This is a genomic window from Streptomyces sp. NPDC031466 (assembly GCF_055581265.1).
In genome coordinates this window covers 684,060-696,935 of the sequence record NZ_JBVIJT010000003.1, presented here as the reverse complement: position 1 = coordinate 696,935, position 12,876 = coordinate 684,060, and the positions used below count along the sequence as shown (strand labels likewise).

Genomic DNA, 12,876 nt, shown 5'->3' with positions numbered 1-12,876 from the left:
GACCACCACCCCACCAGCAAAGAGAGGCACCACATGCTCAAGCACCGTCGCTCAGCCACGGTGGACGCCGTGCTGAGCCATCCGCACGCAACCCGTGAGATCCGAGCGCTGTCGCAGCGCACCGGCGTCGACACCGTGGCCGCCCGCCGTCGCGTGCGCCGGTGCCTGCGTGAGATGGTCACCGTCAGGGGGTCGGGGGCCGACCGGTTCACCCGCTTCCTGCGCCGCGCGCTCATTCCCTCCTGGCGGGTGGAAATCACGGAGGAGGACCGGCGGATGCTGCTCGGGCTGGCCGCGAGCGACGCCTGCCTGATCTACCTCCCGCAGCACCGTGCGTACACCGACCCACTGTTCGTGTCCCAGGCCCTGCACGGCGCCGGCAGGGCACGGCCGATCTGGTTCGCGGGTGACAACCTGCGCCTCCCCCTTCTGACCTGGCTCGCGGCCCGTTCCGGCGTGGTGTTCCTGCGTCGCGTCTCCCCGGCCGATGAGGACTACCGCAGTGCGCTCCGGCTCTACATGCGCCACCTCGTGGCCGGGGGCGAGACGCTGGAGTGGTATCAGGAGGGCGGCAGGTCACGTACGGGGCTGCCCGGACCGCCCCGGCACGGGCTGCTGGAACACACCGTGTCCGCGGTCCGGGACAACCCGGGCAAGAAGGTGTGGCTCGTTCCCGTCGCCCTGTCCCTCTCCTGCCTGCCGGACGCGACGGCGCTGGCCGGAGAGGAGGAGGGGCGGGCCAAACGTCCCGAGTCCCTGCGCTGGTTCCTGCGTTACCTCCGTACGCAGCGCCGGACCCGGGGGGTGGCCCATGTGAGGTTCGCCGCCCCACTGTCCGTCGACGACTTCGTCGGACGCAGGAGCGGCTCGCTCTCCGGGCCCGCGGCCGCCCGGGTCCTGGCCCGCGAGGTGAATCGTGCGCACTGCAGAGTCACCCCCGTCACCGGACAGTCCCTCGGGGCACTGGCCGTGTCGGCGGCCGGTGAACGGCCGACCACGACGCAGGTGCACCGCAGGGCGCAGCCGCTCCTGGACGCTGTCGAGCGGGCGGGCGCCCCGATGCTCGACGCCGAGGAGCTGCGTACCGAACAGGGCGTACGGAGCGCTCTGCTGCGCCTGCAGGACGTCGGAGCGGTGTCGCTCATGGCGGCCTACACGGCTCCTGCGGACCAGCAGGGGGAGCCGCCGGTACTCCGCGCGCACGTCCATGAGCACCGCCCGGTGGCCACCCAGTACCGCAATCAGAGCATCTACTGGCTGTGGCCGCGTGCGGCAGCCGAGGTCGCCGCGCTCCGAGCCTCCCGAGTGGCACCAGCCGGCGCGTGGGATGCGGGCGTACAGGAACTGTGGGAAGTCCTGACGGCTGCCACGCTCGGGACCGGGCTGGGCGTCGAGCCGGCCCTGCTGGCGACCGGGGTGGTCGAACTGAAGCGGCTCGCGGCACCCGCGGGCAACTCGGAAGAAGCCCCCTGGACCTTCCCCACCCCGCTCGCGCCCCCGGAGGAGCTCATCGCCCCCGACGTCCTGGCCGACGCAGCTGCGGGGCAACTCGTCGCCTTTCGGGAACTGGCTCAGGAACCGGACAGCAAGGCGGTAGACATCGACGCCTTGCTCCCCCGTGTCCTGGCCCGCGCCCGCGCCAGGGCGGGCACCATTGCGAGCGGGTCCCTCCGACCCCCGCGCGCCCCGGGCTTCTACCAGTGCCTGCTGCTGGACGCCCGGCGGTCGGGACTGCTGGAGCCGGGCACCGCGGCGGAGGGCAGGCGCCGGTACGCGCACGCCGAGTCCCGGCAGCTGCACGCCGACCTGGTGGCGCTCGCCCGGGTCCGGCGGGCCTCGACGCCACCGGGGGGGCGCGGTCTGCCCGGTGGGGGCCTGCTGTGACCGGGACGCCCGCGCTCGCGATGCGCGAACTGCTGGCCGACATCGACAACTCACCCCCTGGCCCAGCGACGGGTGCCTACTTCGACTTCGACGGCACCCTGATCCGCGGTCACTCCTCGATGGCCTTCTGCGTCAACCGACTGCGCCATGGGGAATGGCCGGCGGAGGCATGGCACGCGCTGACCTCCGCCGCGCCTCACCGCATCGCCGCCGATCTGTGGCGGTCCAGGTCCGGTGTCGAGACCCGCGCAGCGGCACGGCTGGGAGCCGCGGCCGCAGCCTGCTGGCACGGACGCGCCGAGGACGAACTTGCGGTGCTGAGCGAGCGCGTCTTCGTGGAGGAGATCGCTCCGAAGATCGACCGCGATATGTGGACCTTGGTACGCGCCCATCAGGCCCGCGGACACTCGGTGTGCGTGGCGACGGCGGCGAGCTCGGCCCAAGTAGGGCCTCTGGCGCGGACGTTGGGGGTTTCCGAGCTCCTCTGCACACCGGTGCCCGTGGTCGAGGGACGGGTGGTCGGCGACACGCTGCCGACACTGTGCTCGGGAGCGGAGAAATTGGCGGCCGTACGCGCGCACGCCCAGCGCTGCGGCGTCGAGCTGACGGAAAGCTACGCGTATTGCGACGGTTACGAGGACCTCCCCCTGCTTCAGGCCGTCGGCAAACCACGGGTGGTGCGTGCCAAGGCCGCACTGGCCGCCGAAGCGAGCAGACGGGGCTGGCCTGCTGTTCTGGTCGGCCGGACCGGCGGTTCGGTTCTCGGCACCTTGCGTTCGACGACGGGGGCCACAGGAGCGGCAGCGGTCTTCCTCGCGGCAGCGTTCGTCGCCGCGGGTGCGGGGGGTGAACGTCGCGCAGTCGTCTCCGGCACCTTCCGCCTGGGCAGTTCCCTCGTCCTGCGGGCCGCCGGCGTTGAGGTGGTGATCAGGGGCGAGGAACATCTGACCCGGGTGGGGCCCGCGGTATACGTCGCCAATCACACCAGTTGGCTGGACGCCGTCATCCTGGCCCGGCTCATCGAGGGTGACTGGTGCGTCGTGGCGAAACGTGAGTTGGGCGACCTCCCCGTGCTGGGCTCCTGTCTGCGGTTCGCGGACACGCTGTTCGTCGACCGGGCCCGACCGCTGCGGTCGGCCGGTGTCCTGGACGCAGCGGTCAGGCGCCTGGCATCGGGACGCTCTGTGCTCGTACTGCCCGAGGGCACCAGGGCCTTGACGCCGGACGTCGGACCCTTCCGAAGCGGCGCATTTCGGATCGCCGCGTGTGCCGGCGTGCCGGTCATCCCCATCGCGATCCACAACGCCACCGACGTGGCGGGGAAATCGGGGCTGACCCTGCGGCCGGGCAGCGTCGAGGTCACCATCCTGCCACCGGTGGACACCCGGGGCTGGGACCCCGCGGCGATCCGCGCGGAGACGGACCGAGTACGTCAGTCGCTCGTGAAGGCGCTGCGAACCTGACCGACGGATACGCGCGACGGACCCAGCGTCACACCTCACCTCGCACCCGCGCCCTGCACCGCAAACGCCCCGCGAGCGCTCGCCCGACATTCGTACTCCCAACGGGAATTCGCGGCACCACATAGGAGGCACAGGTGTTTCTACGCGGTCGCAGCCTTCTCTTCTGGCTGCTCTTTCTCACCACTCTGTATCTGATCCTCACCGTCCCGGAAGCGTTCGCGGAGGCAACCAAGAACCTCTTCAACGGGCTCGTCGACTTCCTCCGATCGGTACGGCGCTACTTCGAACACCTCAGTTCCTGAGGCGCCGGCGAACAGAAGGGCCACCATGTCCGTACGGCAGATGCTCACCATTTTCGTCGTCTCCCTGACCGGTCTGCTCACCGCCGTGGGTTACCGAATCCAGCACCCGTCACCACCCGCCCCGCACGGCGTCACCGTTCTTCTCCCCAACGTGGCCAGTACGCTGGGCCCCACCATGTGGCCCATGCCGCTCCCTGACAAGGCGTCACCAACAGCCTCGCCAGCACAAACCTCCCCGCCCACCAGGAACCCTGCCACCTCGGACGGCACGCCTTCCCCGCGGGGAAGCTCTCTGCCGCAGGGCTCACCGCCCACCACGCCCGCTCTTTCCACTGCACTGCATGCCGCATCCGGCGATCCGGCACCCGCCAGCGGCCTCTGCGCGCCGGGGAGCGCGGGTACCAGGCAGGCTGAGGACCTGGACCGCACAGGGTCGATGCCCTCAGCATTCTCCGAACCTCCGGAGACGTCTCGACCCTCGGAGTCCTCCGGACCTTCGGATGCCCCGGAGTGCTCGCGGGAGAGCCCCGGTAGCGGTCTCCCGGCGACATCCAGGCCGGCGGATTCGCGTACGCCTCCCGCGACGGCCTCTCCTCCGGCGCGTGCCAGTCAGTAGGGACGGCCACGCAGCACCGCCACCCGGGCAAAGGCGCACCGCAGATCAGGCAGAGGCGCAACAGAGGTCAGGCGAAGGCGTCCGGAGCCCTCAACTCGTCCAGCAGGGCGTCGATCCGCGTGCGGGAGATCTGTCGCATGACGTACACGTGGACGTAGTCCCGCTGCTCCCCTTCATGCGTCAGTGTCTGTCCGGGGAGCCCGGCGCGGGTGATGATGTGTTCAGCCGGCGCTCGAAACCAAACACTCAACGACCAGGGCGAGCGGCCCACCCACAGATCCAGTCCGTCTGCGCGTTCTCGCTGGATCTCGCGCAAGCGCTTCGCGGTGTACTGCGCCAGATGCAGCGCCGCCACCACGTGCCTGGCCTGGTCCATGTGGGAGTTGCGGGCGAAGAAGTACCACAGGAGCACGGCGGAGTGACCGTTGCGCGAACCTGCCAGGGTGGTGTCGGAGATGCCGAGGTAATGTGCGAACTGCGGGGGCATCAGGCAGTACCGGTTGTGGGTCATGTAGACCCCGCCGGGCCAAGGGGCTCCGATCCACTTGTGCATGCTGACCAAGAGGGAGTTAATTTCGCGAACGCCGAAGTCGAAGGAGGGCAGCGGAGCCCCCTCATCGGTCGGCGGTAGGGCGCCCTGCTCGACGCCGAGGTGCAAGAAGGGCAGGTAGGCCGCTCCCAGTGCCCCGTCCACGTGCAGCCAGAACCAGTTCCGCCAGTCGCCCCCCGCCGGCCCCGTCCCGCGCGTACCACTTGCCGCCCTGCGCGCCGACGGGTAGACAAGCACACGAAGCCCATCGGCCCGCAGCCCTGCCCGCGCGCACCGCCGCGAGAACGCCTCGGCCTCGGGCAGCTGGCACGACGGTCGACCTTAATCGACCCCTTCTACCAGGAGCTTCGTCGTTCCGCAGCTCCGTCCAACTCGCAGTTGTTCATGCCAGGTTAGAAGGCCCTCCAAAGGCGGTGGGGGGGGGTGTGTGGGGTGTAGCTCTTCACCGGTTGATGGTGAGGCGCTGGGGACCTGCCGGCTACGGCCCTGGTGCGGCTTGCACGAGACGCCCGTCCGGCTCAGAGGAGAATGGCGAGGGTCTCACTCCCGCTTTGCTGGTGGACGTTTGAGGCGAGGCAGCCCAGGACGTCGAGGTCGAGGGTGACTACTTCCCTTTCGGCCGCAGATCCCTGCGCGTAACCGGAGGTGACGGTGCCCGCCGAGGTCACGACGTTCTGGTTGGCGACTCGGGCAACAGCGGTGAGGGTATATGTGATGGTGCTGGTCTGGCCGTTGCTCCAGTGGTACGTGATGACGTCGGCCGGCGGCACGGTGCCCGTGATCGGCGGGATCAGGCAGCTGGCCGACTCCGTGAAGGAGGCGGTGGCGGCACCGGTGAGGAATGGGCCGCCGAGACACGTCAGTCCCTCGGACACGGACACGCCGGTGGGCTGCGGCAGTGCGCCGAGCGGGGGCGAGTACTGCTGGGTCTGTGTACCGGTGCAGACCACCGTGGCGGCGCCCTTCGGGGGCGCGGCCTGAGCCGAACCAGCGACGAGTGTGACCACGGCGATGAGAGCGGCCAGAGAGAAGGAGGCAGAGAAGAGTCTGCGAGCACGTCGCATGTGCTGACCTTTCACCACGACGTCCATGGACGTCCGAAAGCGAATTCTGGGGGGAGATGGGGCCTCCAGCAGCGAAAGCGGGAAGCAACAGCGGGGCCCGGCCGCACCCACAGACCGGAGCCTGGATCCTCATTGTCCTCAGCGGACGGGGCACGTACATAGTCCAGCCGGGTGGTAGGCATGGCCATAACGGACGGAATGCACGCTCCCTTGAATATGCACGCCCCAGCGCTTACGTCCGAGCGTTTTGTGAACGACCCACCTGTCCCCCTTCCAAAAATATGGCTGAATTGATATGTTTCCAACTCGGTAGCAGGGACTGGGGCGTTAGCAAATTTGGGCTGCATGGAACGGCGAAGCTCTTGGCTCGAAAGAAGTGGAAGTCGGATGCCTCATAGCCCTTCCGCAACTATTCGACCGGGGTCGTGCAGACAAGAGCGTCTACTCTTCTCCCTGCCTGTTCGGGAGACTCCGTGACGGCGCGTCGCCAGCGAATCCTGCTGCGCGCCGAGCGGCTCTGGGACGGGCTGAGTGACCGGCTTTCCGAGGAAGCCTGGGTTCTGGTCGACGGCGACCGGATATGTCAGGTTGGTTCTGAGCCTTCCCAAGGGATGGACGTCGAGCGTATCGAGTTGCCGGGGTGCACCTTGCTGCCCGGCCTCATCGACTGCCATGTCCATCTCCCGGATGAGGCCGCAGAAAAAGATTCCACGGCCTATCAGGTACTGACCGCGCTGCCCGCCATGCGGGCCCTGCTGGCCAATGGATTCACCACGGTGCGTGATCTGGGCAGCGCCCATCAACCGCTTAATGTCGCGCTGCGCCGCGCCGTGGAGAACAAGCTGGTTGAGGGCCCGAGGATCCTCGCCGCTCCCAACATCATTTCTATACGGGGCGGGCATGGCGACAAGGCGCCGCACATCACGGAACGATACGGCGCACAGATCGGCACGGTGGCGGACGGGCTCGAGGAACTGCGCCGCGTGGTCCGTCTCCAGGCGCGGGATGGAGCTGACTGGATCAAGTACGCAGGCAGCGGAGGTGTGTCCTCACCTGCCGATAGCCTCGCGTCTCTCGCCTACGCACAGGACGAGGTCGACGTGATCGTGACGACCGCCCGCGATCTGGGTCTGCCCTGCGCCGTCCACGCGCTTCCCGATGAGGCGATTGTCCGGGCGGTACGAGCCGGAGTGCGCAGCGTAGAACACGGCACGCTGGCCAGCGCACGGACTCTCGCAGCGATGGCATGCGAAGGCATCTTCCTCGTCCCCACACACTACTGCCAGTCCCTATATCTGAACCATTTCCAACCCCGAGGCCACGGACGGGACTGTTCGCGTTCCGGCGAGGGCCAGCTGCCCGCCGACGTGTGCGCCGGGCTGCGCCGGCATGCTCGGTCGGATGTGCAGATCGCCTTCGGTTCCGACGCGGGCATGTTCCCCCACGCCGACAACTGGCGTGAGTTCACCGCACTCGTCGACCAGGGCATGACGCCGCTGCGCGCGCTCCAGGCGGCCACATCGGTCGCCGCGGACCTATTGGGACTGCCTGCCCTCGGCCGCGTCGAACCAGGGTGCACAGCGGACTTGGTGGCCGTGTGCGGAGACCCGCTCACTGACATCGCCTGTATGGGACGGGTCGGATTCGTCATGCAGGGAGGCCGAATCATCCACCGACGGGGCTTCCTCCAAGGGGAATGAATGAATTTTCCACCGGAGGCGGCAGGGCCCGCCAGGAACACCCGCCGACCAGCACATAGGCGTTCGCCACGAACAAGCTCTCATCGGGCGTTTCCTTCGTCCCGCCACCCTGCGGCCGCACCTTTGACGGCGGGATGTGGGGCTTCGCGAACTCCCACAATCCGTCCGGAACAAACCAACTCCGCGTTTCTGAGCCAGGTTGAACAGTGCTACCCAGCACTCCCGTAGGACACTGTCGTAGTGTTTTGAGGCGGTGAACCCTACGCGTCGGTCAACCCGGAGCTCACTCGTAACCCCATCGAGTGGTATCGAGGCCTGAGCTTTTAAGAGGGATCATGGCTTCGGATCCGTGCGGATGAGTTTCGTAGTCGCGGGCCAGGGCGGTGTAGCTCAGTCAGCCGTACGTCCGCTCCACCGCCCACCGTTTCGGGATGGGCCTGAAACCCCCTGAGCCGAGGGGCCGTTGGACGATTTCGAGACCGATGCCGATGGCGGCCGCGTGGTCGATGAAGTGCTTGCGGTACCCGCCGTCGACCCAGACCTTGCGCGGTGTGGGGTGGTCGACGGCCGCCTGCTCCAGGAGAGTGTGGCGGCTGTGGAGTCCTGCCCGCTGGCCGCGGTGACCAGCACGGCCAGCAGCAGACCGAGAGTGTCGGTGACGATGCTCCGCTTGCGGCCCGCGATCTTCTTGCCTGCGTCGATGCCCTGATTGCGGGCGGGGACGCTGGTGGAGGCCTTGACGCTCTGGGCATCGATCACGCAGACCGACGGGTGGCGCCTCTTGCCCTCCTGCTGGCGGACCAGTTCTCGTAGCAGGCCATGGGGCTGGGCGAAGATGCCGTCTCTCTGCCACCGGGCGAAGTAGCCGTAGACGCTCTGTTGTGGTGGGAAGTCGTGCGGCAGGTAAGCCCTCTGGCAGCCGGTCCGGCCCACGTAGAGGATCGCATTCATGATCTCACGCAGGTCGTGTCGCGGCGGTCGGCCGAAGTCCAGGGCCCGCTAGGCGGTTTCGTTTGGATCAGCGGGCGGACCAGAGGAAGATGCCTGCGATGTGAAGTCCGGCGAGGTAGACGGTCGCGGTCTTCTCGTAGCGGGTGGCGATGCCGCGCCACTGCTTCAGGCGGTTGATGCACCGCTCGACGGTGTTGCGCTGCTTGTATGCCTCGCGGTCGAAGGCCGGCGGTCTGCCGCCCGCCCGTCCGCGCTGCCGCCGGTTGGCCTGCTGGTCGGCCCGCTCCGGAATCACCGCGCGGATGCCGCGTCGGCGCAGGTGGACGCGGATCGCGCGGGAGGAGTACGCCTGGAACGGTGGGAGGCCGCCCCTGATCAAGGTGTGGGCGAGGAACGCCCAGCCCAGCCGCCCGTATGAGGCCGGCTGGTCGTCGGCCCAGCGAGCAGCATGGAGACTTGCTGCGGTCCATTCGCCGTCCTCTTGGTGAGTAGCAGGCACCACCGCGTCAGATGGAGTGCCGGTACGGCACCCAGGGCCCCGTCAGGATGCCGTCGCGCAGCGCGTGCACCCGGCGTTGCCACTCCGTGCGCAGGGAAGGGTGCGTGCGCAGCAGCGGCAGCACCACCGTGAGGACGTTCAGCGCGTGGACGCGGATCAGGGCAGGCAGGCCGGCCCAGTCGCGCGGGTCGAATCCGTAAGCGTCCACCAGGCGCTGATAGTCGGCCCACGGACGGCCGTAACGCAGACAGCCGACGAGTTCGGGGACCAGGTCCCACTCGGGTGGACCGAGGCACATGAAGTCCAGGTCGCACAGCACGGCGTGTCCTTCCGGGGCGCGCAGCATATTGCCCATGTGGGCGTCGCCGTGGATGACCGCGGGGGGCAGCGTGAAGGGGAGCGCGGGCAGTTCGTCCGCCAGGCGGTCGGCGAGGCCGTGGAGGAAGGCGAGGTCCGTGGGAGGTAGGTCGTCAGGCGCCCGCCGGAGCCGGCCACGGGTGACGCGGAGGGGATCCCACTCGGGCAAGGGGCGAGGTGGCGGGCCGAGCGCGTGGAGGTGACGGAGTGGACCGGCCAGTTCCGGTGGGATCGGCTGGGTCCCCGGGTGCTGCGGCAGGTAGTGCCAGAACGTGGCCGCTGTCCCGTCGGCGGTCACGACCGGTTGGTCGACGGTGAGGTCGGCGAGTCGCACGGTGGGGGCGTCCTCGTCTGCCAGCCACCGCGCAAGCTCGACCACGCGGGCGGCGTCCTCCACACCGAGTTGCGGGCCCGCGATGCGGACGACGAGAGGAAGGGAGCGCAGGCGGAAGACGGCGTTCACGGTGATGTGGACCAGCTCGGCCCCTTCCGCGCTCACGCCCGCGATGCGACAGGCGCCGTCCAGCGCTTCGCGGAACGCCCCGGCGGTGGACGGCACCAAGCCCATCGTCAGGCCGCCGACAGGTCGCGTCGACGCAGAACGAACGGCCCGAGGACCAGAAGGTCCATCGGTGTGGTGGCGAAGCAGGCAACGGCGTCGCGCGGATGATCGGCGATGGGCATCTCGGCGACGTTGAAACTGGTGTTGATGACGACCGGGACGCCCGTCTCCCGCTCGAACTCCTTCAGCATGCGGGCGACGACGGGTTCGTCGGTCGCGTCGATGGTCTGGATGCGGGCGCTGCCGTCGACGTGCAGAGCGGCCGGGATGCGGTCGGCCCAGTCGGGCCGTACCTGGTGGGTGAAGAGCATGTAGGGGCTGGGCACAGGCCCGTCGAAGATCTCCGCGGCCCGCTCCAGGAGGACCATGGGGGCCACGGGCCGGAACTGCTCGCGTCCCTTGATGTCGTTGAGACGTTCGAGGTTCTGCGGGTAGCGGGGGTTGGCCAGGATGCTGCGGTGCCCCAGGGCGCGGGGGCCGAACTCGCTGCGGCCCTGGAACCAGCCGATGACCTTGTTGTCGGCCAGCGCGTGGGCCGCGACCGCGGCCACGTCCGGCGGGCGTGAGTACGACACCCGGTTCGCCCGCAGCCAGGCCTCCGTCTCCGCGTCGTTCCAGCCGCGCCCCAGTGCCGCGGTGGTCATGTGCTTGACGGGATCGCCCGCGGCCTGCGCGGCGTACAGCGCGCCACCGAGTGCGGTGCCCGCGTCCCCCGCCGCGGGTTGCACCCAGACGGACTCGAAGGGGCCCTCGCGGGCTATGCGGGAATTGGCGACGCAGTTGAACGCCACACCGCCGGCCATGGCCAGGTTCCGCTCCCCGGTCTGCCGTTTGAGCCAGCGTGCCAGGTCGAGCAGTACCTCTTCCAGCCGCCGCTGGACGCTGGCGGCCAGGTCCGCGTGGTGGGACTCCATCTTCTCGCCGCGCAGCCGCCGGGGCATCAACTCGTGCAGGCCGAGCGGTTCGACGACGAAGGTGCCGTCCGGATGGGTGCGTACCCGATCCCGGAACCGGCTCAGATAGGCGGGCCGGCCGTAGGCGGCCAGAGCCATCACCTTGTACTCGTCGGCGGACCTGCGAAAGCCCAGGTGTTCGGTGACCTCCTCATACAGGTGGCCCAGGGAATGGGGCAGCTGCTGCCCGGCCAGCACGGTCAGCACTCCCTGCTCGGCGTGGCCCGCCAGGTGCGTCGCCACCTCCCCGCGCCCGTCCAGGACGAGGACCGCGCAGCTGTCGTAGGGGGCCGCCAGGTAGGCGGAGGCGGCGTGGGCGAAGTGGTGGGGCACGAAGGTGACCTTGGCCGCGTCGAGGTCCGGAAACATGCGGTGCAGGAATTCCGGTGCCGTCTGGGCATAGGTCTTGTGGGCCTGTTCCCAGAAGCCCCGCGGTTCACTGATGTCCGGTTGCGGCACAAGAGAGGGCTCATAGGAGTAGATCACGGCGTCGAGATCGCTCATGCGCAGTCCGGATTCGGCCAGACAGCTCGCGACCGCGAACTCGGGAAGTTCCCATCGGTTGAACGGGACCGGTGTTTTGCGGGCCTTCTTCCGGGTCAGTCGCTCCTCCTCCTGCGCGGTGACGATTTCCCCGTCAACCACCAAAGCGGCTGCGGGGTCATGGAAGATCGCGTTGATGCCGAGGAATTTCACGTGCTCCCCTTCATGCCTACCGTGCGCCCTTTGAATGCGCCCTTACAGCGAGCCGGGTGCCGTCTTACTGTAGGGGACAGCCCAGAGGGAACGTAAGGTCATAAACCAGTACCTACCAAGACATTCCACCGGGGGATGATCCGTGCGAATAGAGCACATCTCGGCCACGACGCGAGTGCTGCCAACGCGCGAGAAGCAGGAAATGGGCACCGACTCACTGATCGACTCGGTGACCAATGCCTTCCTGCGCGTCCGGAGCGACCAGGGGGTTTACGGGTACGGTGAGGCCGCGACCTGGAGCCAGTTCTCCTCGGAAACCCCTGAAGGAATATGCCGGGTGGCCGAGAATGTCATCGCGCCTCTTCTGGCTGGTCGGGATGTTTTGGACATCAACAGCATTATGTCGGCTGTGGATACCGCCATCGTAGGCAATCCAGGCGCCAAGAGCGCCGTGGAGATGGCGCTTTACGACCTTGCCGCACGCAGCCTGGGCGTTCCCGTGTACAGCCTTCTCGGCGGATTGCGCCGTGCCGATCTCGGGCTCTCGTACTCCGTATCCGCCCAGGACATGGCGGAGGAGGCGGATCTGGTCCAGGCCCGTTACGAGGAGGGGTACCGGATCTTCAAGGTGAAGACTGGCGTTCAGGACTGGCGCACGGACGCGGCCCGGATCAAGGCGATAGCCGGCCAGTACCAGGACGTCACCATCCGCCTGGACTTCAACTGCACGGGCGATCCGCTGACGGTGCCCCATTTGCTGCGCGAGGTGGCGGACGTACCCATCGACTTCGTGGAACAGCCCTTCCCGCCCGAGCAGTTGCAGCCGCTGCGCCGCCTGCGTCAGAGTTCGGGCATCCCGCTCTGCGCCGACGAAGGCTGCCGCACCCCCGCCGACGCCCGCCACCTGCTCGCCGAAGGCTGCTACGACCTGATCAGCCTCAAGGTCGGCAGGCTCGGCGGCTACGGCGTCACGGGTCGGATCGCCTCGGCGGCGGCACTCCACGGGGTCTACGGCTACGCCGGAGCGTTCTCCGAATCCCGGCTGGGCACGACCGCCGCCCTGCACCAGATGCTGACCCTGCCCTGCCTGGCCGACGGCTGTGACTACTACTTCTCGTTGGTCATCCTCGACCCCGACCACGGCCCTCAGGGCGGCTTCGAGGTGCGCGACGGGCGTCTGCGCCTGCCCGCCGGGCCCGGACTCGGCGTCACGGTGCCCGATCACTGGTTCGCCTGACCGCCACCACCGCCCCGCCCGTCGGGCGACGTCATCGAACGA

The 12,876-nt window shown here is 68.5% G+C and carries 9 protein-coding genes and 3 pseudogenes; 5 read left to right on the top strand and 7 right to left on the bottom strand.

Features of this window, described 5'->3' with window-relative positions:
- The first annotated feature begins 33 nt into the window (after window positions 1–33).
- The 3 genes from ACZ5GP_RS08860 to ACZ5GP_RS08850 all read left to right on the top strand — a co-directional run bounded on the left by ACZ5GP_RS08860 (window position 34) and on the right by ACZ5GP_RS08850 (window position 3,649).
- Window positions 34–1,884: a 1-acyl-sn-glycerol-3-phosphate acyltransferase gene (locus tag ACZ5GP_RS08860; RefSeq protein ID WP_468750127.1), complete on the top strand. Its 1,851-nt coding sequence runs from the start codon at window positions 34–36 to the stop codon at window positions 1,882–1,884.
- Window positions 1,881–3,347, top strand: a complete 1,467-nt coding sequence (locus ACZ5GP_RS08855; protein ID WP_468750126.1) for an HAD-IB family hydrolase — start codon at window positions 1,881–1,883, stop codon at window positions 3,345–3,347. The genes ACZ5GP_RS08860 and ACZ5GP_RS08855 overlap by 4 nt, the downstream gene beginning before the upstream one ends.
- Window positions 3,348–3,481: 134 nt before the next feature.
- Window positions 3,482–3,649: a hypothetical protein gene (locus ACZ5GP_RS08850; RefSeq protein WP_468750125.1), complete on the top strand. Its 168-nt coding sequence runs from the start codon at window positions 3,482–3,484 to the stop codon at window positions 3,647–3,649.
- A 683-nt stretch (window positions 3,650–4,332) separates the two neighbouring features.
- On the opposite strand, the gene ACZ5GP_RS08845 is transcribed toward ACZ5GP_RS08850, so the two are convergent.
- Window positions 4,333–5,052 (bottom strand): PLP-dependent aminotransferase family protein, encoded by a 720-nt coding sequence (locus ACZ5GP_RS08845; protein ID WP_468750124.1) that lies wholly within the window; start codon window positions 5,050–5,052, stop codon window positions 4,333–4,335.
- Window positions 5,053–5,333: 281 nt separating this feature from the next.
- Window positions 5,334–5,879, bottom strand: a complete 546-nt coding sequence (locus ACZ5GP_RS08840) for a hypothetical protein (RefSeq protein ID WP_468750123.1) — start codon at window positions 5,877–5,879, stop codon at window positions 5,334–5,336.
- Window positions 5,880–6,352: 473 nt separating this feature from the next.
- Between ACZ5GP_RS08840 and ACZ5GP_RS08835 the strand changes: the two genes are divergently transcribed.
- On the top strand, window positions 6,353–7,579 hold the full coding sequence (locus ACZ5GP_RS08835) for a metal-dependent hydrolase family protein (protein ID WP_468750122.1): 1,227 nt from the start codon (window positions 6,353–6,355) through the stop codon (window positions 7,577–7,579).
- 16 nt (window positions 7,580–7,595) lie between these two features.
- Here the strand turns inward: ACZ5GP_RS08835 and ACZ5GP_RS08830 are convergent.
- From ACZ5GP_RS08830 to ACZ5GP_RS08810, 5 genes and pseudogenes are all read right to left on the bottom strand, one after another.
- Window positions 7,596–7,796, bottom strand: a pseudogene (locus tag ACZ5GP_RS08830) (transposase); the annotation flags it as partial.
- 66 nt (window positions 7,797–7,862) lie between these two features.
- Window positions 7,863–8,578: pseudogene (locus tag ACZ5GP_RS08825) on the bottom strand (IS5 family transposase); the annotation flags it as partial.
- A gap of 19 nt (window positions 8,579–8,597) precedes the next feature.
- Window positions 8,598–8,882, bottom strand: a pseudogene (locus tag ACZ5GP_RS08820) (transposase); the annotation flags it as partial.
- 154 nt (window positions 8,883–9,036) lie between these two features.
- On the bottom strand, window positions 9,037–9,945 hold the full coding sequence (locus tag ACZ5GP_RS08815; protein ID WP_468750121.1) for a phosphotransferase enzyme family protein: 909 nt from the start codon (window positions 9,943–9,945) through the stop codon (window positions 9,037–9,039).
- Between the two features lie 11 nt (window positions 9,946–9,956).
- On the bottom strand, window positions 9,957–11,597 hold the full coding sequence (locus ACZ5GP_RS08810; RefSeq protein WP_468750120.1) for a carbamoyltransferase family protein: 1,641 nt from the start codon (window positions 11,595–11,597) through the stop codon (window positions 9,957–9,959).
- Between the two features lie 142 nt (window positions 11,598–11,739).
- Here ACZ5GP_RS08810 and ACZ5GP_RS08805 point away from each other — a divergent pair, with 142 nt between their 5' ends.
- Complete coding sequence (locus tag ACZ5GP_RS08805; protein WP_468750119.1) at window positions 11,740–12,834, top strand: mandelate racemase/muconate lactonizing enzyme family protein; 1,095 nt, start codon at window positions 11,740–11,742, stop codon at window positions 12,832–12,834.
- Window positions 12,835–12,876: the final 42 nt, after the last annotated feature.